21 protein-coding genes are annotated in these 24,086 nt (G+C 36.0%); 4 read left to right on the top strand and 17 right to left on the bottom strand.

Going from position 1 to position 24,086, the window contains the following annotated elements; all coding sequences use genetic code 11:
- Positions 1 to 175: 175 nt before the first annotated feature.
- The 6 genes from ACFIKD_RS06655 to tpiA form a co-directional block, all read right to left on the bottom strand.
- Positions 176 to 583, bottom strand: a complete 408-nt coding sequence (locus ACFIKD_RS06655; RefSeq protein ID WP_012754997.1) for a TM2 domain-containing protein — start codon at positions 581 to 583, stop codon at positions 176 to 178.
- A gap of 111 nt (positions 584 to 694) precedes the next feature.
- The gene (eno, locus tag ACFIKD_RS06650) at positions 695 to 1,966 is read right to left on the bottom strand and encodes a phosphopyruvate hydratase (protein ID WP_375647565.1); all 1,272 of its coding nucleotides are present in this window, start codon (positions 1,964 to 1,966) and stop codon (positions 695 to 697) included.
- Positions 1,967 to 2,037: 71 nt separating this feature from the next.
- Complete coding sequence (gene kdsA, locus ACFIKD_RS06645) at positions 2,038 to 2,874, bottom strand: 3-deoxy-8-phosphooctulonate synthase (protein ID WP_012754995.1); 837 nt, start codon at positions 2,872 to 2,874, stop codon at positions 2,038 to 2,040.
- Positions 2,875 to 2,910: 36 nt separating this feature from the next.
- A complete protein-coding gene (locus ACFIKD_RS06640) occupies positions 2,911 to 4,539 on the bottom strand; it encodes a CTP synthase (RefSeq protein ID WP_375647563.1) in 1,629 nt (542 codons plus the stop codon).
- Between the two features lie 127 nt (positions 4,540 to 4,666).
- A complete protein-coding gene (secG, locus tag ACFIKD_RS06635) occupies positions 4,667 to 5,119 on the bottom strand; it encodes a preprotein translocase subunit SecG (protein ID WP_375647562.1) in 453 nt (150 codons plus the stop codon).
- Positions 5,120 to 5,201: 82 nt separating this feature from the next.
- Positions 5,202 to 5,966 (bottom strand): triose-phosphate isomerase, encoded by a 765-nt coding sequence (gene tpiA / locus ACFIKD_RS06630; RefSeq protein WP_375647561.1) that lies wholly within the window; start codon positions 5,964 to 5,966, stop codon positions 5,202 to 5,204.
- Between the two features lie 152 nt (positions 5,967 to 6,118).
- Here tpiA and ACFIKD_RS06625 point away from each other — a divergent pair, with 152 nt between their 5' ends.
- Positions 6,119 to 8,008 carry a peptidyl-prolyl cis-trans isomerase gene (locus ACFIKD_RS06625; protein ID WP_375647559.1) on the top strand — a complete coding sequence of 630 codons (1,890 nt, stop codon included), beginning with the start codon at positions 6,119 to 6,121 and terminating at the stop codon, positions 8,006 to 8,008.
- 735 nt (positions 8,009 to 8,743) lie between these two features.
- Here ACFIKD_RS06625 and ACFIKD_RS06620 read toward each other — a convergent pair.
- From ACFIKD_RS06620 to tatA, 9 genes are all read right to left on the bottom strand, one after another.
- Positions 8,744 to 9,604 (bottom strand): phytoene/squalene synthase family protein, encoded by an 861-nt coding sequence (locus ACFIKD_RS06620; RefSeq protein ID WP_375644900.1) that lies wholly within the window; start codon positions 9,602 to 9,604, stop codon positions 8,744 to 8,746.
- A gap of 876 nt (positions 9,605 to 10,480) precedes the next feature.
- Positions 10,481 to 10,867, bottom strand: coding sequence for an Mth938-like domain-containing protein (locus tag ACFIKD_RS06615; RefSeq protein ID WP_012754989.1), 387 nt, complete (start codon positions 10,865 to 10,867; stop codon positions 10,481 to 10,483).
- Between the two features lie 461 nt (positions 10,868 to 11,328).
- Positions 11,329 to 11,781, bottom strand: a complete 453-nt coding sequence (yajC, locus tag ACFIKD_RS06610; RefSeq protein ID WP_375647558.1) for a preprotein translocase subunit YajC — start codon at positions 11,779 to 11,781, stop codon at positions 11,329 to 11,331.
- A 687-nt stretch (positions 11,782 to 12,468) separates the two neighbouring features.
- A complete protein-coding gene (locus ACFIKD_RS06605) occupies positions 12,469 to 13,650 on the bottom strand; it encodes a peptidoglycan DD-metalloendopeptidase family protein (protein ID WP_375647557.1) in 1,182 nt (393 codons plus the stop codon).
- A gap of 155 nt (positions 13,651 to 13,805) precedes the next feature.
- Positions 13,806 to 14,465 (bottom strand): protein-L-isoaspartate(D-aspartate) O-methyltransferase, encoded by a 660-nt coding sequence (locus ACFIKD_RS06600; protein ID WP_375636528.1) that lies wholly within the window; start codon positions 14,463 to 14,465, stop codon positions 13,806 to 13,808.
- A gap of 133 nt (positions 14,466 to 14,598) precedes the next feature.
- On the bottom strand, positions 14,599 to 15,876 hold the full coding sequence (serS, locus tag ACFIKD_RS06595; RefSeq protein ID WP_375636511.1) for a serine--tRNA ligase: 1,278 nt from the start codon (positions 15,874 to 15,876) through the stop codon (positions 14,599 to 14,601).
- 61 nt (positions 15,877 to 15,937) lie between these two features.
- The gene (gene tatC, locus ACFIKD_RS06590) at positions 15,938 to 16,720 is read right to left on the bottom strand and encodes a twin-arginine translocase subunit TatC (protein WP_375636512.1); all 783 of its coding nucleotides are present in this window, start codon (positions 16,718 to 16,720) and stop codon (positions 15,938 to 15,940) included.
- Positions 16,717 to 17,121, bottom strand: coding sequence for a twin-arginine translocase subunit TatB (locus tag ACFIKD_RS06585; protein ID WP_375647555.1), 405 nt, complete (start codon positions 17,119 to 17,121; stop codon positions 16,717 to 16,719). Before ACFIKD_RS06585 ends, tatC begins: the two co-directional genes overlap by 4 nt.
- Positions 17,122 to 17,176: 55 nt before the next feature.
- On the bottom strand, positions 17,177 to 17,488 hold the full coding sequence (gene tatA / locus ACFIKD_RS06580) for a twin-arginine translocase TatA/TatE family subunit (protein WP_375636516.1): 312 nt from the start codon (positions 17,486 to 17,488) through the stop codon (positions 17,177 to 17,179).
- 1,183 nt (positions 17,489 to 18,671) lie between these two features.
- Here tatA and ACFIKD_RS06575 point away from each other — a divergent pair.
- From ACFIKD_RS06575 to pgsA, 3 genes are all read left to right on the top strand, one after another.
- On the top strand, positions 18,672 to 19,535 hold the full coding sequence (locus ACFIKD_RS06575; RefSeq protein ID WP_375644903.1) for a 23S rRNA (adenine(2030)-N(6))-methyltransferase RlmJ: 864 nt from the start codon (positions 18,672 to 18,674) through the stop codon (positions 19,533 to 19,535).
- Between the two features lie 397 nt (positions 19,536 to 19,932).
- Positions 19,933 to 21,912, top strand: coding sequence for an excinuclease ABC subunit UvrC (gene uvrC, locus ACFIKD_RS06570; protein ID WP_375636520.1), 1,980 nt, complete (start codon positions 19,933 to 19,935; stop codon positions 21,910 to 21,912).
- A gap of 72 nt (positions 21,913 to 21,984) precedes the next feature.
- Positions 21,985 to 22,566 carry a CDP-diacylglycerol--glycerol-3-phosphate 3-phosphatidyltransferase gene (gene pgsA / locus ACFIKD_RS06565; RefSeq protein WP_375647554.1) on the top strand — a complete coding sequence of 194 codons (582 nt, stop codon included), beginning with the start codon at positions 21,985 to 21,987 and terminating at the stop codon, positions 22,564 to 22,566.
- Positions 22,567 to 22,863: 297 nt separating this feature from the next.
- On the opposite strand, the gene ndk is transcribed toward pgsA, so the two are convergent.
- Positions 22,864 to 23,286, bottom strand: coding sequence for a nucleoside-diphosphate kinase (ndk, locus tag ACFIKD_RS06560; protein WP_375628682.1), 423 nt, complete (start codon positions 23,284 to 23,286; stop codon positions 22,864 to 22,866).
- 393 nt (positions 23,287 to 23,679) lie between these two features.
- Positions 23,680 to 24,086: autotransporter outer membrane beta-barrel domain-containing protein (locus tag ACFIKD_RS06555; RefSeq protein WP_375647553.1), on the bottom strand; the 407-nt coding region annotated here is incomplete at its 5' end.

The following is a 24,086-nucleotide window of genomic DNA, read 5'->3' as shown; positions in this document are numbered from 1 at the left end:
GTTGTTTTACTCACATAAAATAGCACAGTCTTTTTCAATACTTTTATTCAACTGTGCATATTTCTCTTAATATCTCACATTAAAGACATATAGTACAATAATTCGGCATTATGAACTTAATATATTGATAAAAATAACAAGAGAACTGAATTACTTTCTCTTTATTATAAAATTTTTAAAAATCTGTAATCTGATTCCCATCTTTATCCGTAAATCTTCCACCAAGAATGACTATAAAATCAACAATTGCCCAAATACCGGTAATTATCAATCCAAACAATGATAAGGATAGAACCAGCATTAAAGCACCAGTCCGAACTTTACCAACCATAAAGCGATGGACACCAAAGATACCTGAACACCAACAAAGGAGTGCGAACATTATCTTTGAGTTCTCTGTACCTGGTCTCAACAATGGAAAAACAGAACTGACAACACCCCCCTCACAAACAAAATCAACAGTACAACCGATCCTTGGCGGATTCTTTCCCATCCAATCCCAAGTCGCAAACTGATAACGTTTACCATCATCACCCGAAACGAGATAAGTTCCTTGATCTTGACTAATAATTATACCTCTCATCTTAATCCCTATAAATTTAAACACTTAAAAATTATTGCGTATATGCCTTTGATAAGAAATCTCAATTTCATAGTCTAAATGATCTCATACTTTTATATTTTGTGCTCACAACTATACACGATATAAATCACCAGCATAACGCGCTTGGGCTCCTAGCATTTCTTCAATACGAATAAGTTGATTGTATTTTGCTAATCTATCCGAACGTGCAAGAGAACCTGTTTTAATTTGTCCACAATTCGTTGCAACAGCAAGATCTGCAATAAAAGAATCCTCTGTTTCGCCTGAACGATGAGATATAATGGCACGATAACCTGCCTTATGTGCTACTTCTACAGCATCAAGTGTTTCACTCAATGTACCAATTTGATTAACTTTTATGAGAATAGAATTGCCTACCCCCATTTTGATGCCATCACGCAAACGTGCTGAATTCGTTACAAACAAATCATCGCCAACAAGCTGACATTTTCCTCCAATTGTGTCAGTGAGTAACTTCCAACCTTCCCAATCATCCTCAGCCATTCCATCTTCAATTGTAATAATAGGATAATTTTTCACAAGCTGCGCTAAATAATCTACCTGCTCTTGGATGTCACGGCATTTCCCCTCACCTTTATAAAAATACGAACCATTTTTATAAAATTCGGTTGAAGCACAGTCTAAACCAATGGCAATTTGTTCCCCTGGTTTGTAGCCACATGTTGTAATAGATTCCATAATAAAATCAATTGCTTGATCAGCACTTTTAAATTGAGGTGCAAAGCCACCTTCATCACCAACGTTGGTATTATAACCCGCATCTTTTAAACGCTTTTTCAACGCATGGAAAATTTCAGCGCCATAACGAATGGCTTCTCTTACAGTAGGGGCTCCTATAGGAATAATCATAAACTCCTGAAAATCAATCAGATTATCAGCATGAACGCCACCATTAATAATATTCATCATAGGGGTTGGAAGAATATGTGCTTGTGTACCACCAATATAACGATACAAAGGTAAATTTAATGAATCCGCAGCTGCTTTTGCAACAGCTAATGAAACACCAAGAAGTGCATTGGCACCAAGACGGGCTTTGTTTGGCGTTCCATCCAAAGCAATCATCGCTTGATCAATAGCGATTTGATTTGTTGCATCCCGCCCACCAAGTTCTTCAAGAATTTCGCCATTAACTGCAGCAATCGCTTTTTCAACACCTTTCCCTTGATAGCGCAAACCACCATCACGAAGCTCTATAGCCTCGTGTGCTCCTGTTGAAGCTCCCGATGGAACCAGAGCACGACCAAAAGCTCCATTCTCCAAATGAACATCAACTTCTACCGTTGGATTACCACGGCTATCAAGAACTTCACGTCCAATGATATCGACAATTATAGTCATATGTGTTTCCTTATCCAATAAAAGTCTTGATTCATTTCTAATGTCCTATTAATGGAATATTTTTTCTCTTCTCAATTCAACTTCTTTGACAGATAATCAAACTCCATTAAAGTCTCAAGCAATCTTTGTAAATTATCAAGTTTAACCATGTTGGGTCCATCAGAAGGTGCATTATCTGGATCTTGATGCGTTTCTAAAAAAATACCTGCTACCCCAACAGAAACAGCCGCACGTGCTAAAACTTCAACAAATTGACGCTGTCCACCAGATGAAGCACCCTGCCCCCCAGGTTCTTGAACAGAATGCGTTGCGTCAAAAATAACAGGAGCACCAAATGAACGTAAAATAGGCAACGAGCGCATATCAGAAATAAGTCGGTTGTAACCAAATGACGTGCCTCTCTCACAAAGCATAACATTCGGATTACCACTGTAAACAACCTTTTTTAAAACATTCTCCATGTCCCACGGCGCTAAAAACTGACCTTTTTTAATGTTAATAACACACTCTGTTTTAGCGGCTGCTACCAAAAGATCTGTTTGACGACATAAAAAAGCCGGTATTTGTAAAATATCAACCGTAGAAGAAACAATTGTACACTGCTCTTCTGTATGCACATCAGTTAATATGGGACAATCAAACTCCTTTTTTAAATCAGAAAAAACAGCCATTGCTTTTTCAAGACCAATACCACGTGCCGCCCCTAAAGAAGTTCGGTTAGCTTTATCGTAACTCGATTTATAAACAAATCCGATACCAAGCTGATCGGTAATTGTTTTAATACGACCAGCCATTTCAAAAGCATGATCGCGACTTTCCATCTGACATGGCCCTGCAATTAATGAAAGAGGCATTTCATTTGAAAAAATAATATTTCCAACTTTCACACAGGCATTTGGTTTAGCCATTTTATCCCTCAAAAGAAAAGTAACCCAATTTATGCATTAAACCAATCGACTTTGTTCTACAGCGGCTTCAATAAAAGAAGAAAAAAGCGGATGTGGATCAAAAGGACGGGATTTTAACTCTGGATGATATTGAACACCAATAAACCATGGATGATCTGCATATTCTATTGTTTCTGGTAAAATACCATCAGGAGACATCCCAGAAAAAATCAAACCACACTGTTCTAACTTATCCTTATAATCAATATTGACCTCATAACGATGACGATGTCGCTCGACAATCTTGGTCATCCCATAAATTTGAGCAATATGACTCTCTTCTTTTAATTCAGCAGCAAAAGCACCAAGACGCATTGATCCGCCGAGATCACCATTTCTTGTACGTTTTTCAAGAACGTCTCCTTTAAGCCATTCTGTCATTAAACCTACAATTGGATTTTCTGTTTCGCAAAACTCACTTGATGAAGCATTCTTAATCTGTGCAATATTGCGCGCGGCTTCTATACAAGCTAATTGCATTCCAAAACAAATCCCTAAAAATGGAACTTTACGCTCTCGCGCAAATTGAATTGCTCGAATCTTTCCTTCTGCTCCTCGTGCCCCAAAAGCACCTGGAACCAAAATTCCATGGGCTTTTTGTAAAGCTGAAACAGAATCTTCTTTTTCAAAAAGTTCCGAATCAATCCACTCAATATTAACTTTCACTTTATTCGCTAAACCACCATGCGCAATCGCTTCAATAAGAGATTTATAAGCATCCTTTAAACCCGTATATTTTCCTACAACAGCAATCGTAACTTCTCCTTCAGGATGGTGAATACGATGCGTAATATTTTCCCAACGATCCATCTGAGGGGAAGGTGCCGAATCGATTCCAAAAGCGCAAAGAACTTCAGAGTCCAAACCCTCCTTATGATATGCCATAGGAACATCATAAATTGTTGGCATATCTAATGCCTGAATGACTGCATTGGAGCGAACATTACAAAAAAGTGATAATTTGCACCGTTCTGTTTCTGGAATAGATCGATCTGCACGTACAAGCAAAATATCAGGAGAAATACCAATTGCTTGCAATTCTTTGACAGAATGTTGTGTTGGTTTCGTTTTTAATTCACCTGCCGAAGGTATATAAGGCATTAATGTGAGATGGACATAAACGACACTTTGTCTTGGTAGCTCATTGCGAAGCTGACGAATCGCTTCTAGAAAAGGCATTGCTTCAATATCACCAACCGTTCCACCTATCTCACACAAAACAAAATCAAATTCTTCATTTCCCATCGTAATGAATCTCTTAATTTCATCCGTAACATGAGGAATAACTTGGACTGTTGCCCCCAAATAATCACCACGCCGCTCTCGTTCAATGATATTGCGATAAATACGCCCTGTTGTGATATTATCTTGGCTATTTGCAGAACGCCCAGTAAAACGCTCATAATGACCAAGATCAAGATCCGTTTCTGCACCATCATCGGTCACAAATACTTCACCATGTTGATAAGGTGACATCGTACCTGGATCAACATTTAAATAAGGATCAAGTTTGCGAAGACGTACACGATAGCCACGAGCCTGTAATAACGCTGCTAACGCCGCCGCTGCGATGCCTTTTCCAAGGGAAGAAACCACACCACCAGTAATAAAAACATAACGTGCCATGGGCTTATGGTGATAAGCAATTTATAATGATTTTTCCAGCAAAAAATGCAAAAAGAAACAATTTTTCTTCTAAAATAAAAAAGGTGAAAAAATCACCTTTTTAAAAAGTCTATATTTTCTTAAAAAACTATTTCGTACTGTTATCCGGAACTGTATTTTCAAGAACCGGTGGAACTGGACTTTCTGCTTCAGGATTTGTGGACTGTTTCTGTTCCTGCGGAGAATTCGAATTGCCTCCTAGCTGTTCAAGAATAGAAGGGGAAGACTCACCATCTGATGATGGGACTGATTCTGAGCCTTTATTGCTAGAATTCTGCTCTGAATTAACCGGTATACGCTTTAAAATATCAGAACTAGAATTTGATATATTACCCACCACGGTAAGTCCAATAGACACAACAAAAAAACAACAGGCTAAAATAGCAGTCAAACGTGTTAAAGGATTTCGAGATCCACGAGTTTTCATCAACCCTGAGCTATTACTCACACCTAGCCCACCACCTTCTGAAGGTTGGATTAATATAACACCAACCAAAGTAATCACAATCAACAAATGAATAACTATAAGTACTGTTTGCATAAACCCTGCTCTTCAAATAACTCTTTCATAGCTATTTACACATAAATAACACACAATCCAAGGGGAAACTCAAATTTCTCTACTATAGTTTACGACAAACATCGCAAATAGTTAAAAAATCAATTGCTTTTAAGCTTGCTCCACCTATCAAAGCACCATTAACATGAGGAATGCTTAAAAGCTCAAATGCATTGGATGGCTTTACGGACCCACCATAAAGCAGGCGTATCTTATTGCCTTCACCACTAAAACGAGAACGCACCTTATCGCGAATGAAATGATGTACTTTTGCAATATCTTCTGGAGTCGCTGTATTGCCGGTGCCTATCGCCCAAACAGGTTCATAAGCGATAATGGTATTCTCTGCTGTTGCATCATCTGGTAAAGATTCTTCAAGCTGCTGCGTGAGAATATCCAGCACTTTATTATTATTACGCTCCTCCAATGTTTCACCAATACACACAAGAGCCACAAGACCTGCTCGCCACGCAGCTTGCACTTTGGCACAGACAATCGCATCATTTTCCTGATACACTGTACGACGTTCTGAATGCCCAATAATGACATGACTTGCTCCTGCTTCTTTAAGCATAAAAGCTGAAATATCTCCAGTATAGGGACCATGATCATCAAAATGACAATTTTGTCCTCCCAAAAGGAGATTTTCACCATCCAGCATATCAGAAGCACGAGATAAAAGCGTTGCTGGGACGCAAATAAGTGCCTCAAAAAGATGACTGAGATCAGAGCTAACGCCTGTAGCAATAGCACGCAACTCTCCAAGCGATTCACTCGTTCCATTCATTTTCCAATTTCCAGCAAGAAAAGGCCGAGTATTTGGAGACATATTTTCACCTCAAGAGCTCTTACAATACATTGTTTATCTGTAGTTACCAAATTATAACATGAAAGCAAATCTTTAAAGCTTGCATCTTTCATCTCTTTATTGCAAATTCCATTAGCTTTGATAATAATTCACATTAAAAATGGACTTGAACAATGCTTGACATCATAAGAAATGCTACAAATTCTTGGATTTCTAGAATTTTCCTTGCTATTTTACTCTTATGCTTCATTCTTCTATGGGGAATACCGCAATTACACAAAAAAAGTGAAAGAGATCTTATTACTTCTGGAAAGTCCAGAGTAACTGTCGATGATTATCATCTTGCACTTGCCGATCAAAGCGCTCGTTTAGCACATGCTGCTCATCTTGGACGAATGTTTACAGCAAATGAAATGCAGCAATACCAAATTCCTGCTTTTGTATTTAATCAATTACAACAAAATTTATTGCTTGATGAACAAGTACGTAAAATGAAAATAAGTCTTTCAAAAGATACGATAGCTCATACGATTGGTTCTGATAAGATGTTCCAAGTAAATGGCACTTTTGATAAAAACTTGTTTTATAACTATCTTCAGCATTTACGTATTAGTGAAAGTGCTTTTCTTAATTATTACACCAAACAAGAAAAGCGTAATCAGCTTATTGCTGCTTTACTTTCTGATATGAAGGCACCAAATCTCTTTTATAAAGCACTTGCTCTTTATCAAGGAGAAATGCGTATTGCTGATTATCTCGTTATTGATCTAAAAGAAAAGGAAACAATTGCTGATCCTGATGACGAAACACTACAAAAATGGTTTAAAACACATCGAAGTCAATTTCGTGCTCCAGAATACCGCACTGTCTCTTTGCTATCTATGGAACTTAATGATTTTGTAAAACCTAAAGATATCTCAACAGATGAGGCAAAAGCCTATTATACACAAAATGCTTCACGTTTTGTAACGCCTGAAAAGCGTACATTCGAGGAACTGCAATTCCCCTCACGTGAAAAAGCCGATAATGCAGCAAAAAAAATAGCTGATGGATTGAGTTTTGATGAACTGGTAAAAGCTGAAAACAAGACTCTTAATGACATAAAAAAAGGTCCTCTCGCAGAAAATGAACTTCCTAGTCATCTAGCCTCTGAAATTTTTGAACTTCAACAAGGCCAAGTCAGTACTGTGATAAATGACTTACAGGGACCTATTATCATTCGCGTCACGCATATTGAACCCTCAAGCTCTCTTCCTTTTGAAAAGGTCGAAGAAAATATTCGCCAAACACTTGCCAAAAATCGTGCTACTGATGATATCCGTAACAATTATGTAGCCATTGAAAATGCTCGTTTTGAGGGTGCTTCTCTCAAAGAGCTAGCTGACCAATACAAGTTATCTTTGCGCACAATTACCATTGATAAAACGGGAAAAACGCTTGAAGGTGCAATACTCACGGATTTACCTCAAAAAGATATTTTACTGAATGCCATCTATCAATCAAATGAAGGAGTCGATCTTGATCCTCTCTCCTTTCAAAATGGTGGATATCTCTGGTATAAGGTCGATAAAATTATTCCTGCCCGCGATAAAACACTTGAAGAGGCTAAGCTAGATGTTCTTTCTCAATGGAAAAGTGAGGAAATACAACGTCTTCTTGATGAAAAAGCCCAAAATGCTCTCAAACAGCTCACGGAAGGAAAAAGTCTTGTTGCTCTTGCTCGTACCCTTGGTGTTACAAAACAAACAACACCAGCCCTTCGGCGTCAAGACTCATCTGACCCTCTTGGCGTTGAAGGGATTAAAGCATTATTTTCTGCTCCCAAAGGTCATTATGGCATCATAAAAGGTCCAGTTGCAACAAACCGTATCATTTATCAAATAAAGACTGTCACCATGCCTAAAGATATCACGCCTCATACTCTTTCAACTGAGGTCCGCGCCAATATAGATATGATGATAAGAGAAGATCTCAAGCTAGAAATGCTACAAATTGCCAATAAAGAACATCCTTTGGAAATTAATAGCACAAATTATAATCAGATCTTTAACGCTCTCCAATAAAAAGGTTGTGCATAATTTAAAGAACTTATTTGATAAAGTTTCCATCAGCTCTTCGTCTATAGTTGAAGAGATAAGATGAATCTCTTGTTTGCATATCTTAGGATCAACATTTGTATAATGATTAATTCTCTCGCAAATCAGTGCATGTATGGATTTGCGAGAAAATAGTCAATGGAATGTAGAGTCGTTTTTGCAACGCATTAAAAAATATTATCCATCCAAAGGTTGTAAAAGTTGTCGCACACTAAGCTATACCCATTAAGCTATAAATGTCATCCCTATCGTCATTCATTTATAGCTTATCATATTGCTACTCTTAATACTCATTCATAAGGAGCGTATTGCTTTTTCTTTAAATGATTTCATTTACACACCCAACTTATAGTATACAAAAAACTATTTTTAAAATTCATTATAAAAATGAAGAAATCTTTTTCTATTCAAGACTCTCATTCAATATGAGAAAAAACGAATTATCATTATAAATCAATATATTCATAAATCATAACTGTCATCAATTATGATTTTATAATTTCTCAAAAATAAGAATTTTTATAGACTTATAGACTGCCAAGATAACTTCTCTCATAAAATTTCTTATTCTTTTGCGCTTATAACAACCAAAACATCAACATTTTTTATAACAAAAAATGGTTTGGAAACACCATAGCTCCTTTTATCTTCATATGAGAAAATCAGTCTATATGTTACGCATTCCAACGTGGTAATATTCTTTTACAATATCTTTGGAAAATTGCCGCTTATTGCTGCCCTTGTTATCAACCAATAGCGATATATCAATGGCAACGTTGCACTCTCTTGAAAAATTGCAGCACCCAGCTGTATAGCTTTTTGAAGAGAAGCTGGAACAATGACCAATGGAAGAAAAGCTGGCTTAAGAACTCTAGGTAAAGCACAAGAATACTCGTAAAATTTGGTATAATGATCGCGCGATAATGCTACCATAGCTTCAACAATACGATCCTTTTGTTGATCACTGAGACGATGAGATTCCAAATCTTCCCTATTCACTCCTACAGCCTTTAATATATCAGTAGGTAAATAATATTGATATCGTGATTGCATGAATGATAAAAGACGCAATACACCGCTTAATCCTTGAGAAATCCCTCCATGTTCATAGATATCTGTAAACTCTTGTGCAGTATCAGGATCTAATATCTGACAAGAAAGCTGTAAAATTATGCTTGCTGTCTCACCACAATAATGCTCTAGATCATGAAGCGTTTCTATTGGATTGTGATAAAGATCTAAAATTTGTGCATTACAATAACGTAAAAAAGCTGTCTTAGGTAAATTAAAAAGAGTTATTGCTTTCAATAAATCACTCAAAATCGGATTATTTCCACTCGTTTGCATTTCACCATGAGCAATAGAATCATACCACCAACGTAACCGTATTTCTCCTATGAGTGGATCATGTACACTTTCGCGAATACGAGAAACTTCAGCATTAAATACATAAAGAGCAGCCAATGCTTGGCGCTTTTTTCTAGGTGCAAATAAAACCGATATATAGCGATCACGATCTATGGTACGTAAAATATCAAGACAATAAGGAAGAGAGCCTATCATTTGAACCTATTAACGTCCCTTTTTTAGTAATGAAATTAATATCCTCTTTTTATTCATATTAAAAAATGAGGGATAAGCAAATACAGTTCAGAAAATAAGATTTTTAAATGTGTCTTTTAACTGTATTATGAATTAGAATTTCTTTTCTAGTCACTTTTCGTTTTAGAAAGAAAAAAATTAAATAAATAACTTTTCTGATAAAACTTATCTTATCGGGCTTCAAGTTTTCATTTGCAGTAAAAAAAGCTAAAAACCAATCGTAACATGCATAGTAAAACTTAGAATAACAAACAACGCAAAACACTTTTTCACTAAATAGATGACAATGTTATTTTATAAAAATGCACTGATCACAAAAACTTCATCAAATCATTAACCTCCTCCCCACCCTAAAGGACAAAGATTCTTACCAATACCAATTTGTAAAAAATCCAATTGCTCTCGGTGAGTTTCTATTACTATCAACGCATTTATTTATAATGATAATTCATTGTTTTATATGTTAAATTAGAATCTCAAATATCGTAGATATGCTTTCATTTCAAACCAATTCCATGTTGAATCAATCAAAACTATTCCCTTGCACGTCACAAGCGGGGCTGGCTTGTAGGTAAAAACTGTATAAGAAAGAATTAAAAATGCCTCTTATGAACTGTCTCAAGTGCCAAGAGTTGATCACTCATGTGATTCATTGAACTACGAACAAGCTCTGCCCTGAATACTTGCTACTGTATTTAAAAACACTTAATGTGTTAAGTTGTGTATATTTTATTCCCCTTCTATCACCACTTTAAACGACGGTATTTTACGGCGCAGTAAAATAATCACACAAGTCTTTCATACTAGACGAGAGCATTTGTTTTATTAAACAATACTCTATTCTACCGCAAATAATAATGCCGCAACAGCGCGATCTTCAGCCAATAAAACATTAAATGTACGCACCGCCGCTCCCGTACTCATTGTATCTGATGAAATACGTTTTTCCCATAAAAGCACCCGTAACTCTTCAGGTAATCGCAATAATTCAATTCCAGTACCTATTAATAAAACTTCGATTTCAGAAGCTTCTTCTAAAATACGAGATAGATCCCCTTGAGTGGGAATAGGCCCTGCCATGTCAATACCATAAATACCCGATGGTACACAAATAATAGAACCTCTATGAGACATATCAGCAAAACGAAATCCACCATTTCCATAAGCATCAATAGGTGCGCGACTTGGAAAATGTGCTTCACGAATTTGAATTGCATCGAACATGAAAAAGCACCCTTTATTTTTGAATAATCCAATTGTCTTTGCTACTTCTTACCATAAAAATTAAAGGAAGACTGATACAAACATTGATATGTTAACCATAGCCTAGTATTGAAGTGAAAATTTTATATAAAACCTTAATCTTCTCATACAGCAAGTATATGAAAATTTGATAATAAACCGCGATCAAATGCTCTACCTGCTTAAATAAATCTACCTTTTAAAAAGTTTTCTCAGTTTATTTACTCACAAGTTTCTTTTTATAGAAACAATGATCTTGTTTAAAAAACAGAAAAAAATTGCGTAATATTCTATAAATAAAGCAACTATTTTAATAATCTCAAGGAAACAAAAACTCGATTTTCTGTATCCACTATAAAAGCCACTTTTCCAATGAAATTGTCTTGATCTTGCCAAGCTTTTTATAAAAATGCTTAAAAAATGTAATAAACTGCCATTACACCTTAAGATTCATTTTCTTTTGATATAGCTTTTTTCTCTTTAGAGACACTCATATTTTCTTTCGTTGTCGTTTTAGATTTAGACTTTTGTGGTGTTTCTGCTTTAGCATTAAGCTTTGATTTTTTTTCTGCAATCGGCTCACCTTTAACGCGCACATCAGCTAATGTTGAGCGAATAACACGAATATTCATACTCTCACCAATTTCAACCTCTAATTCACCACTCTCGTCGTGAACCTTCGTAACCTTGCCGATAATACCACCACCCGTTATAACTGTATCACCACGACGTACTGCATTAAGCATTTCTTGGCGTTTTTTCATTTGGGTACGCTGTGGACGAATGATAAAAAAATACATAATTGCAAAAATTAAAATGAGTGGGACAGCGCTAACAAATGAAAATCCACCGGAAACATCGCCTGCAACTTGAGCATAAGCGTTCGTAATAAACATTTTTATCTCCTATAGTTAAACTTCAGGTATTCCCCACTCTATTAAAATAAAATTCCGATTCAGAAAAAATTCTTAAAGAATTTATCATAAAAAGCAATAACTACATAATCTAATCACAGCTTTACAAAAATGCAATAAATCCTTAAGAGACAGAATACCAAAATACAATGAGAAAAATCTTTAAAAATAGATTCATTTTCCCCTATTATATATCCTACAATGTAAACCTTTTCACTAACTCAATAAATGATACAAGATAATTTTTCTAATGAAAAAACTTTAATTTATATAGATAATTTATCGTTTTTGATATCGAATGACAGACATAAATACAGTAAAATGCTCTCATTTCAAACCCTCTGAATTAATCAAAACGATTTTTTTGCACGTCTCACATATGAAATGAGCCTGTAGATAAAAACTTTTTAAGAAAGGCGTGAAATATCTCTTTTCATGCTTCTCTCAAATGCAAGAGCCGTTGAAACACTGAAAGCTGACAAATAAGTATGATACTATTGTTTTACACTTTCATAGACACAAAGATGGTAATATCTAACGACCCCAACGAACTGCTCTCCTTAAAGCAATGATTTTTTGCTGCAGTGTTATTGATTTAAGAAAATCAATTGTTTTTCATGAAGTTTCTATAAACTATAAGACTATTTAAATTTAAAAATCATCAATAAATTAGTTTTCTAAATATTTAAGGGGATCAACAGGTAATGAATTCTTACGCATCTCAAAATAGACACGTGGCGTTTTAACATTTCCTGAAACACCAGATTTAGCAATCTCATCACCACGTCTTATCCTTTGTCCTTTGTTAACAACAAGCTTACTGTTACATCCATAAATAGTGATAATATTATTTTCATGTCGAATCATCACAACATTACCAAGCTCTTTTAATCCATCTCCCGCGTAAATAACAACACCATTTTCTGCCGCCTTTACCGAAGATCCTTCCGGCACTGCAATATCTATTCCTCGATTCATTACTGTTCCCTTTTTTTGACCGAACTGGCTTAATAAACGCCCTCGTACTGGCCAACGCATCTTAGAAATTCCTGTGGCTTGCGGAGTCGTCATATTATCGGTATTCGTAACAGTACTTGATAAACCAGTCTCATGATTCAATTGCGTCATCTGTTTAGAAAAACTTTTCTCAGAACTTGATTTGTTCATCTTTGCAGAAGGGGGCGTTGTTACAGGCGCTTTATATATAGGAGAGGACTTCTTGTTTTTTATAGAGGACATCACTTGAGATTGGAATGCAGATTCTGTTTTTGACACTGCCCAATCGTTATTAGTGTGTGCATTTGAAGCTGCTAATGTACGCCTGCTTGGAACAACAAGTACCTGACCGATATAAATGGAATTGCTGTTTATACCATTTGCTAATTTTAATGCCTCAACACTAACCCCTATTTGTCGTGCAATACTGAGCAGTGTATCTCCACTCTGGACAATATAAGAGTTCCGCCGAAAAATAGGAGATTTATCCATTTGTGAATGGGAAAGTGTTCCAAGATTACGTGGAGGGACTCCCATAACGCGACCATCAGAAGAAGTTATCCTACCTTGATGTGGAAAATTATAGGGAGAATTGTCATCTCCCCACGAATCATCGCTTGATTCCACAGGTGGCAATTCAGTGCTTTGTATCATACCGCTACCGTACGATAGCATTCGCGGATCTGTAGACATAGTACTCGATATATTTGATTGAGATGATACCGTACGATGAGAGACAATATTGGAAAAACGCTGTGTACCAGAACTACAACCAGCAACAATAGTTACCACCGCTAAAAAAGTTATTCTCTGAAAATTATGCTGGAAAATATTATCCAAAGCTTTTAAACGCATCGTTTTGCTCACTCATCAATAATCAACTCACTCCATTAAAGCTTTTTTAAATTACCGAAGAGTTAAAATGAGATGTTTTATTCATAAATATCTTTATATAAGATCAAAATGAATTTAACGTAGGCTATTCGCGGCTATTTCTTAACTTTTAAAAATTAAAGTATCTCCGCAATGCCTTTAATAAAAGGTTGGTAACGCACTTGAAACAGTTCTAAACACTCAAATCGACTACCAATTTTTGTATAGCGCGTCACCGCTTGTACCCCTTCGTCAGGTCCTATCGCCTGAATGAGAATTCCGTTTTCAGCTAAAAGTTCTAAAAATTCCTTGGGTTCATCAAAACGTGATGGCCAAATAAGAATGCGATCAAATGATCCCAAACCTGTCACACTATGACTTCCATCAATCTGCCGTATAATAATATTTTCAATTCCTAAAGTTTGAAATTTTTGGCGTGCCAAATCAACAAGCGTTTTATAACGATCAATCGTTGTCACACGGTCACTCAGACATGCCATAAGCGCAGTACAAAAACCAGATCCTGTACCGATTTCTAAAACGCGATGCCTTTTTTTCAACGATAATGCCGAAAGAATTAAGAGTTGTTCTTCCAAACGTTCCATATATTCACCACACTCAAGGGGAATAACTTTATTATCATAAGCACTATTAAACCAAGGAGCAGAAACAAACTGTTGACGCGGAATTTTCTCTAATGCCGAAAAAAATCGCACGTCATCAATGCCTTTGCTACGCATTTTCAGTACAAGAGCGGCTAACTCCTCACGAAATTGTAAAATACCCTTTTGCCCCATAGTATCATTCAATCTCCAATGGAGGTGCACTTTTATCATACTGACAAACTGCTTCTTTTAAAATGGCAAAAACTTGCGTTTGCATATCATCACCTCTTGGCAATAAACGCATATTGTCTCTCCTTTCGTAAAATTAAGCAGTAATACAACGCATGCCTCCCATATAAGGTTGTAAAACATCTGGAACAATAATTGATCCATCAGCCTGTTGATAATTTTCAAGCACGGCAATAAGACAACGTCCAACAGCTGTACCAGAACCATTAAGGCTATGAACAAAATGCAATTTTTTATCGCCTTCTTTACGATAACGCGCATTCATACGACGACCTTGAAAATCTCCACAAACTGAACAGCTAGAAATTTCACGATAACATTCTTGACCAGGAAGCCAAACCTCGATGTCATAGGTTTTACGTGCTGCAAACCCCATATCACCCGTAGAAAGAACCACTGTGCGAAAAGGCAAACCAAGTCGTTTTAATATATCTTCTGCACATTCCGTCATACGTTCTAATTCAATTAAAGACTGTTCTTCACTGGTAATTGAGACCATTTCAACTTTCCAAAATTGATGCTGACGCAACATACCGCGCGTATCACGACCGGCTGCTCCCGCCTCTGAACGAAAACAGGGAGATAAAGAAGAAAATCGCAGTGGTAAATCTGATATTTCAAGAATTTCATCGTTGACCAAATTGGTTAATGGCACTTCTGCTGTAGAAATAAGCCATCGACCATCTGTTGTACGAAAAAGGTCTTCAGCAAATTTCGGCAATTGTGCTGCTCCGTAAACAATCTCATCACGAACAAGAAAAGGTATTGAGACTTCTGTATAACCATGCTCATTGACATGCACATCAAGCATAAATTGGCCTAATGCTCGTTCTAGCCGTGCTAACGCCCCTGAAAGTATTGTAAAACGTGTTCCAGACAAACGACTAGCTCGTTCAAAATTCATCTGCTTGAGATCTTGACCAAGATCAAAATGTTCCTTTGGTGTAAAATTAAATGTTGGAAGTGTACCAAAATGTCGAATGACGACATTATCACTTTCATCTTTACCTTCTGGAACATCATCTAATGGAATATTTGGAAGTGCTGAAAGAATTTTCTCAAGACTCTCCGTCAGCTGTTTTTCTTCCGCTGTTGCAGAGGAAAGAAAGACTTTAATCTCTTCACCTTCAGCTCTAAAGCTTTCAGCCATTTGCTGATCAGATACCGCTAAAGCCTGTCCTATTTCCTTTGAAACCGCATTGCGACGTTCCTGCGCCAATTGCACCTTAGCAATATGCGACCGACGTGCAAGATCAAGTTGTATTAACCTTTCAGCTTGTGGCTCAAGACCTCTACTTACGAGTGCTTTATCTAATTTCTCAGGATTGTCACGAATCCACTTAATATCAAGCATAAAAATTCCTCATTTATATTGTTTTTATTCATTTCTTGTCGCATAAGATTATACACTTTTCTTAAGCGGATTTTCTTCTCTTTTCTATACTGTAAGCAATTAAAATTGAAATCTCGTAAAGTGCTATCGTTGGTAAAGCCACTGCAAACATCGTAAAAAAATCCGACGGCGTTATGATTGCCGCAATGATAAAAGAGAGTAAAATAGCCCATTTTCGTTTAGACACCAAATCATGAGACGTTAAAAATCCAACTTTTGTTAAAAGACTGATGACAAGAGGTAATTGAAAAATCAAACCAAAAATTAGGATAAACGATGTCATAAAGCCCAAATAATCAGAAATACGCACTATAAACTCTATTTTTAAATGAACATCTGGAAGAAATTGTTGAGAAAGGCTAAACCATAGTATTATTGGCGCCAATAGACCATAAACAAACGCTCCCCCAATACAAAATAAAATAGGCCCCCCAATGAGAAATGGTAAAAAAGCCATACGCTCATTTTTATAAAGCCCTGGTGCAATAAAACTATAAAACTGAAAAGCCGTATAGGGAAAAGATAAAATAATTCCCCCAAAAGCAGAAAGCTTCATCTTCGTTAAAAAAGTTTCCCATACTTGCGTTGATTGCAAACGAATACCCTCAGGATTACCCCCTGCTATTTTCATTGCCCACTGATATGGCCATAGTAAAAAATTTAAGATATAATCTTTAACAAGAAAACACATCATAAAAGCGATCATAAATGCAACCAAGGCAGCAATAATTCGCTGACGAAGTTCAATTAAATGTTCCAAAAGTGGTGCCATATGGGCATCAACTTCATCTTTGTTAACATTCATGACACATCTTCTTTATCTTTAGAAGCTATAGATCCTGTCATATCTTTATTGGTTACGTTGTGATCGCATTCCAAAAATTCTTTACCTTTTTCTGATTTATGGTGTGTTGCCTTAACATCCAAATTATCGTGGATATCTTCTAATGTATTTTGAATGGGATCAAAAGTCTCTGTCAACTTCTTGCTTGAATCGCTAATATCTGAATATGTTTTTTGCAAATCGTCGAGCTCGATTTGTTTTATTGCATCTTCAAACTGATGACGAAGTTCATTTGCCATTAAACACATATGAGCTCTTACCTTTGCTATTGTCTTTAATATTTTAGGTAAATCTTTCGGTCCAACAACAATGATGAGAATAAGTAAGATTACGACAAACTCTGGTCCATCAATCCCAAACATCTCTTAATTCGACTTCCTCATCAAAAAATAACGCACAATGATGATTACGTTTTTGTTATTTGACACGCTGTTTTTTAGCAACAGATGTTTTGCTTCTTTTAGAAGCAGAAGAAGCCTTTCTGCGCGCTGTTACATGTTTTACCGATAACGGCTGAGATTGTTGAGATTCTACATCAACTATTTGGGAAGTAGTAGCCATTTCAACTTTATCCTCAATGCCGTCATCTTCTTCCTTCATATTTTTTTTGAAGGCTTTAATTCCCTTAGCAACATCGCCCATTAATTCAGAAATCTTACCGCGACCGAAAAGCACAAAGATAATCAGTAAAATTATAATTAAATGCGTTGGTGAAAAAATATTACCCATTACTCTCTCTAACTTTATGCTTGTAAATTCGATTTCATTTATTCATGCTTCCTCTGAAGAATGTATCAAATATAATATCTTACTTATATATTTTCTTCTTAACTTAAAAGCAATCACACGCTTTTATTGCAAAAGAACTTTTTATCCTCTCATCCCTTTTTAGCGTATTATAACACAAACCATTCAAAAATGATAAACCGCTTCATACAAAATTCAAAAGGCTTAAAAACTTTCTTGACACATCATTAGTCTCTTCAAAAACTATCATCTTACGCACAACATTTATTCTTTGCGTTGGTAGGAATTTTATCATTCATGATTCCATATACAATACGAAATTCATGATTCCATATACAATACGAAATATGAGCCATCATCGCATTCAATTAAATATCTGGCGTGTAAATAAAAACTATTAGCGGAAAGAGTAAAAATGCACTTTATGAATCAGCTCAAGTGCCAAGAGGTATGGCAATACTGCTAAAAAATAAAAATGGTACCAGCTTGCGCCTTTATTCAGTAAAATACCTCCATATAACCAGCTCTTTGAACCGCTGCATGCCCTAACTATTACAAGTCTCCGGATTCTGGGCATGCGTTCTCATAATATCATGTGCTTAACTTATCTCAGTATTGAAAACAGAATAGGCATTAATAGAAAATTACATTCAATCAAAAGCATGGAATCGAAGCATAATCCATGTAAAAGAATTTCTTATCCTAGTCTTTTTATAAGATTATCTCATAAAGCCGCTAGATAATACAGTGTTAGAAATAGATAAACCTATTTACTTTAGTTAAAAATCGCTCATTTTATTGAGATCGCTTGCAGAGAGCATATCACTTTTCAAAAGTTTTGTTTTAGCACCATACACAATAATCTAGCCATTTAGCGTGTATAATGTAAAGCTTGGGCTCCGCTTAAACCAATGAGATTCATCCACACTTTTACAAAAATCTATCACTATAATACCAGCACTTTATTGCTCTATCCATAATTTTACGCTCGCTAAAAAAACTGATAAATGTAATAATGTTTTTATCAAGCATTTTAAATTCTTTAATCTTTAAACAAGTAAATTTATGAATGAATTTGAAAGATAACCTTAAATTTTTTAACAAACTTCACTAATATTCTATGCTAATAATCCGGTACAGTTATACATATGATAGAGTTTATTCCATGAATTATCGGCATATTTATCATGCTGGCAATTTTGCTGATGTTTTTAAACACATTATTGTCACTCGCATTGTAGAATATCTCAAACGCAAAGAAAAAGCTTTTCGCGTTATAGATACGCATGCTGGAATCGGTATTTATGACCTTTCTTCTTTAGAAGCACATAAAACAGGAGAGTATCGCGAAGGTGTCCAACGACTTTTTTCAACTCCTATCCCAGAAGATTTAAGAGCACTCCTTTGTCCATGGTGTAATATCATTGATGCCCTCAATAAAGGGGAAAAAGAAATTGTATTTTATCCTGGATCTCCTGTTCTTATTCGTCAATTATTACGGAAACAAGATCGCCTCACCGCAATAGAATTGCACAATGAAGATTATCATATTTTAGCAAAAAACTTTGCCGGAGATTATCAGACAAAAGTTCTGCATTTAGATGGTTGGCTTTCCTTAAATGCTCATGTACCACCAAAAGAAAAACGTGGGTTTATCCTTGTTGACCCTCCCTTTGAAAAAACTGGAGAATTTTTCCGCCTTATTGAGGGATTAACGAAAGCCTATCGTCGCTTTTCTGGAGGGATCTACGCTTTATGGTATCCTGTTAAATATGACAAAGAAATTGAAAGTTTTCTTCACGCGCTTTATCAAACAGGAATTCCTAAGATTCTACAGCTTGAAATGCGTATCCGAAAAAGTTCAAGTCCACCGACAATGAATGGAAGTGGTATGATTATTATTAACCCTCCCTACCTTTTGGAAGAAGAAATGAAAAAACTCAGCCCCTTTCTTATCAATCGCCTGGGACAAGATGAAAATGCCCAAATAACGCATAAGTGGCTTCAAAAAGAACATCTATTATGTTAGATCTTTCTCTGTATTTTTTCTAAATCAAATATCATGTTGTAAGATACAAACGCATTAAATGATAAAGTTCTTTGATTTTTTGAATAATATCAACACGTTATAATGATAAGCTAATAACGATCAGCGTGAATTAATTTTTTCCCTTTTAGAACGTCTATCTTCTTAATCATCATGAATTTCCTATTCCAATCATTTTAATGAATAAATTGGGCAAATTCATAAAGCTGTTTTAGAATAACAACTCTCATATTTTTTATGAAAAATCGGCTCTCTAAAATCATACTCTTATGCTATAAGATGTTATTTATAGAAAAAATTATAAGGATATAAATAATCATTATTTAATAAAAAAGAATATTTCATATATTAAACAAAAAACATATTCTTAATAAACGGAATGGTCCTGAAAAATAATACAAATTGTCCGAAAAATGAGCGGGAAAAGCTTTCTTTTCTCTCTAACATTACATGGAATAATGCCAATCAAAGTAATGAGAAAAATCAATTCCAAGGTGTAAAATTCATACAAGAGTTTGTTAGACACCTTCCGCATAAGCCAGGGGTTTACCGGATGATTGGTAAAAATGGTGATATTCTCTATATTGGCAAAGCTCGTAATCTCAAAAAACGCGTTTCAAACTATACACGTGAACAGGGACACAATAATCGTATTACCCGCATGATTCGCGCAACATATCATATGGAATTTATCGTCACCCATACAGAAACAGAAGCACTCCTTTTAGAAGCCAATCTCATCAAAAGATTGCATCCACATTTTAATGTATTACTACGTGATGATAAAAGTTTCCCTTATATTATGATTACAGATGATCATCGAGCGCCTGGACTTTACAAACATCGTGGTGCCCGAACACGAAAAGCTCACTATTTTGGTCCTTTTGCTTCTGCTGGTGCAGTGACACAAACAGTTCATGTTTTACAACGCGCCTTCTTATTACGAACCTGTACTGATTCAGTTTTTGAAAACCGTACACGCCCCTGTTTGCTTTATCAAATTAAGCGATGTTCTGCACCTTGTACCCATGAAATTAGTGACAATGATTATAAAGAACTGCTGAGGGGAGCAAAAGCGTTCCTTTCGGGAAAAGATCAATCTGTTAAAAACAATATGGTTCAAGCTATGCATAAAGCCGCAGAAAATCTTGATTTTGAACAAGCAGCTTCCTATCGTGACCGCTTATCAGCCCTTTCTCATATACAAAGCCATCAAGGTATTAATCCTCAAACGATAAAAGAAGCGGATGTATTTGCAATTGCGCAAAAAGAAGGAATGACCTGTATTCAAGTGTTCTTTTTTCGCATGGGGCAAAATTGGGGAAATCGTGCCTATTTTCCTAAAGCAGATCCCTCTTTTTCCTGTACTGAAATTTTAGCGAGTTTTCTTGCCCAATTTTACGATGATAAACCACTTCCCAAAAGCATCCTTTTATCTGAAGAAATTGAAGAAAAGACACTTCTTACAGAAGCATTGAGTCTCAAAGCAAATCACAAAGTGTCTCTCTCTTTACCCAAACAAGGTGAACGGAAAACTCTTGTTAATCATGCCTATCTCAATGCTCATGAAGCACTTGAACATAAGCTTTCTGAAACAGCCACTCATACAAAATTGCTTCAAGGTCTTGCCAAAACATTCCAACTACCTTTTCCTCCACGCCGGATAGAAGTCTATGATAATTCTCATATCATGGGAACAAATGCTGTAGGGGCTATGATTGTTGCTGGTCAGATGGGATTTGTTAAAAATCAATATCGCAAATTCAACATTCGCTCAATAGATATCACGCCTGGCGATGATTTTGGCATGATGAAAGAAGTGATTAAACGAAGATTTTCACGCCTTATAAAAGAGCATGATCAGTCAAATAGAAGTCATGACATAAAAGATAATGATCTTTTTCCCATTTGGCCTGATCTTATCTTAATCGATGGTGGTGAAGGACAAATCAACAGCGTACATGCAATACTTGCTGAATTACAATTAAATGACCTCTTCACAGTTGTTGGAATCGCCAAAGGTGTTGACCGCCATGCGGGACGTGAACGATTTTTTATAAAAGGTATCCCCCCCTTTACACTTCCTCCACGTGATCCTATCCTCTATTTTTTGCAACGTCTGCGTGATGAAGCACACCGTTTTGCGATTGGAGCTCATAGGATAAAACGAAAAAAAGAAACATTCAAAAACCCACTTGATGAAATCGAAAATATCGGTCCGACAAGAAAGCGTGCGTTGCTTCATCATTTTGGAAGTGCCAAGGCTATTGCTAGTGCCTCACTTGAAGATTTAAAAAAAGTTACGGGAATTTCTATGACAATTGCACAAAAAATTCATAACCATTTTCATGAAAAATAGGCTTGTTTCATAACCTTTGCCTTGTTACGTTTAGGAAATATATTCTCTTTCACAAGAATTAAAAATGGCTCCATGAAAAATCATACTTTTTCTTTTCCAAATATTTTAACTTATGCACGAATTGTTGCAGTCCCAATGGTTGTTGCATGCTTTTTTTTAGAAGGGCGACTACAATCAAGTGATATCACTCGCTGGATTGCTGTTTCCATTTTTATCATTGCATCCATTACTGACTTTCTTGACGGTTACCTTGCTCGTATTTGGGAACAAACATCCAATATTGGTCGCATGTTAGATCCAATTGCTGATAAACTTCTCGTCTCTGCCTGTTTGCTCTTGCTTGCCGCAGACAGTACCATCGCTGGGTGGACACTATGGGCAGCTATTATCATTCTTTGCAGAGAAATTCTTGTATCAGGATTACGTGAATATTTGGCTGAGTTAAAAGTTAGTGTTCCTGTCTCTCGTCTTGCAAAATGGAAAACTTTTGTACAGATGATCGCTATTGTATTTCTTTTAGCTGGACCAGCCGGTAATAAAATTTTCCCTTACACAGTAGAGTTTGGCATTACTATGCTGTGGATTGCTGCCCTCCTTACATTGTGGACAGGATGGGACTATTTTCGTGCAGGTTTAAAACACGTTATCCCATGAAGAGTATGGAGATTTATAATGATAATTTATCTTTTTGTACTTAAATAAGAGATGAGGATAGCATAAGATTAATTTATTTTAAATCTATTAATGATAAATCAATAAAACACTTTTTTGCACATTACAAGTAAGGGTGGCGTGTAGATAAAAGCTCTTCAAAAAAATAGTAAAAAGCTAAAAAAACGATGAATGCTCCCTATGCTTTTAAAAAAGTCTATAATCTTATAAGCAAAAAACCGAAATATAGTGTTTCGGATTTTTGCTTCTTATATACGCTTTATTATTATAAACGCTTTATTAACCAACAATTTCTACCTCAGAAAACCAAAAGGCGATTTCTGTTTTTGCCGTTTCAGCGCTATCGGATCCATGGACAGAATTTTCGCCAATCGATAAAGCATGAACCTTACGAATTGTCCCTTCTTCTGCATCACTAGGATTCGTAGCCCCCATTACTTCACGGTTTTTAGCTATTGCATTTTCGCCTTCCAAAACTTGTACAACGGTTGGACCAGAAGACATGAATTCCACCAATTCACTAAAAAAAGGGCGTTCTTTATGAACAGCATAAAAATTTTCAGCCTCACGTTTGCTCATCCAGACACGTTTAGACGCAATAACACGTAGCTCCGCATCCTCAAGCATTTTAGTAATTGCGCCAGTCAAATTACGACGGGTTGCATCTGGTTTAATCATCGAAAAAGTACGCTCTAAAGCCATTTAACCACCTTTATTTCATTTATAACATTCTCTCGCCATTTCTATAGCGAGCAAGAAGCCCTTTGCCAAGTGACTCTGCAAAAATCTACACAAATTCTCAAAAATATAGAATGAATTATAAAAAAAACTTTAATAGAAATACCTTTAATTTCTCATCCCATCATAAAGATGCGCTACCGACTCTCAATAAATATTGAACCTTCTTACATAATCTTAAATGCCTCTCATCAAATTTATCATTGAAGCAATAAAGAATCATAAGAAAAGCCTAACATGCAAAATATATATCTTTTTGAAAGCCTTCTTCTTTAAAGAGGATGAACCTAGATACTCCGATCTAGGTTTGAAAATCCTTCTACACACATTGAGATCTATCAAAAAATAACCATATGATTAGAAACTATAGCGTACACCTAAAATACCCTGAAGGGACTGTTTTGTTTTACGTCCTTTAACATAATGTGCCTCACCATATAACTTTAACTTCTCACTCACTAAACTGCTCAAACCGATTCCTAACTTACCTGCATTACCCGATAAGTCAGTGGTAAATGAATGCCGTTGATTAATCAATGTATGGTTGTCATTTTTATTCTCACGCAACCATGCTGCTGTAATATACGCAAGTGATGAGGAATCCACGCGAGAACCAAATTCATATCCTAAAGTTAAGCCAACCTCACTGCGTAATGAAGTGAATGGACGCATGTTACCTGTCATGTCATTCGATAACTTGATTTCTTTACCCTCAACTTGCAACCATGTAAATTGTCCATAAGGCTGCAACCAACTGCTCTTTG

This window comes from Bartonella sp. CR84HXZ, assembly GCF_042194535.1.
Taxonomy (GTDB): Bacteria; Pseudomonadota; Alphaproteobacteria; order Rhizobiales; family Rhizobiaceae; genus Bartonella; species Bartonella grahamii.
This window is presented reverse-complemented; position numbering and strand designations above follow the sequence as displayed.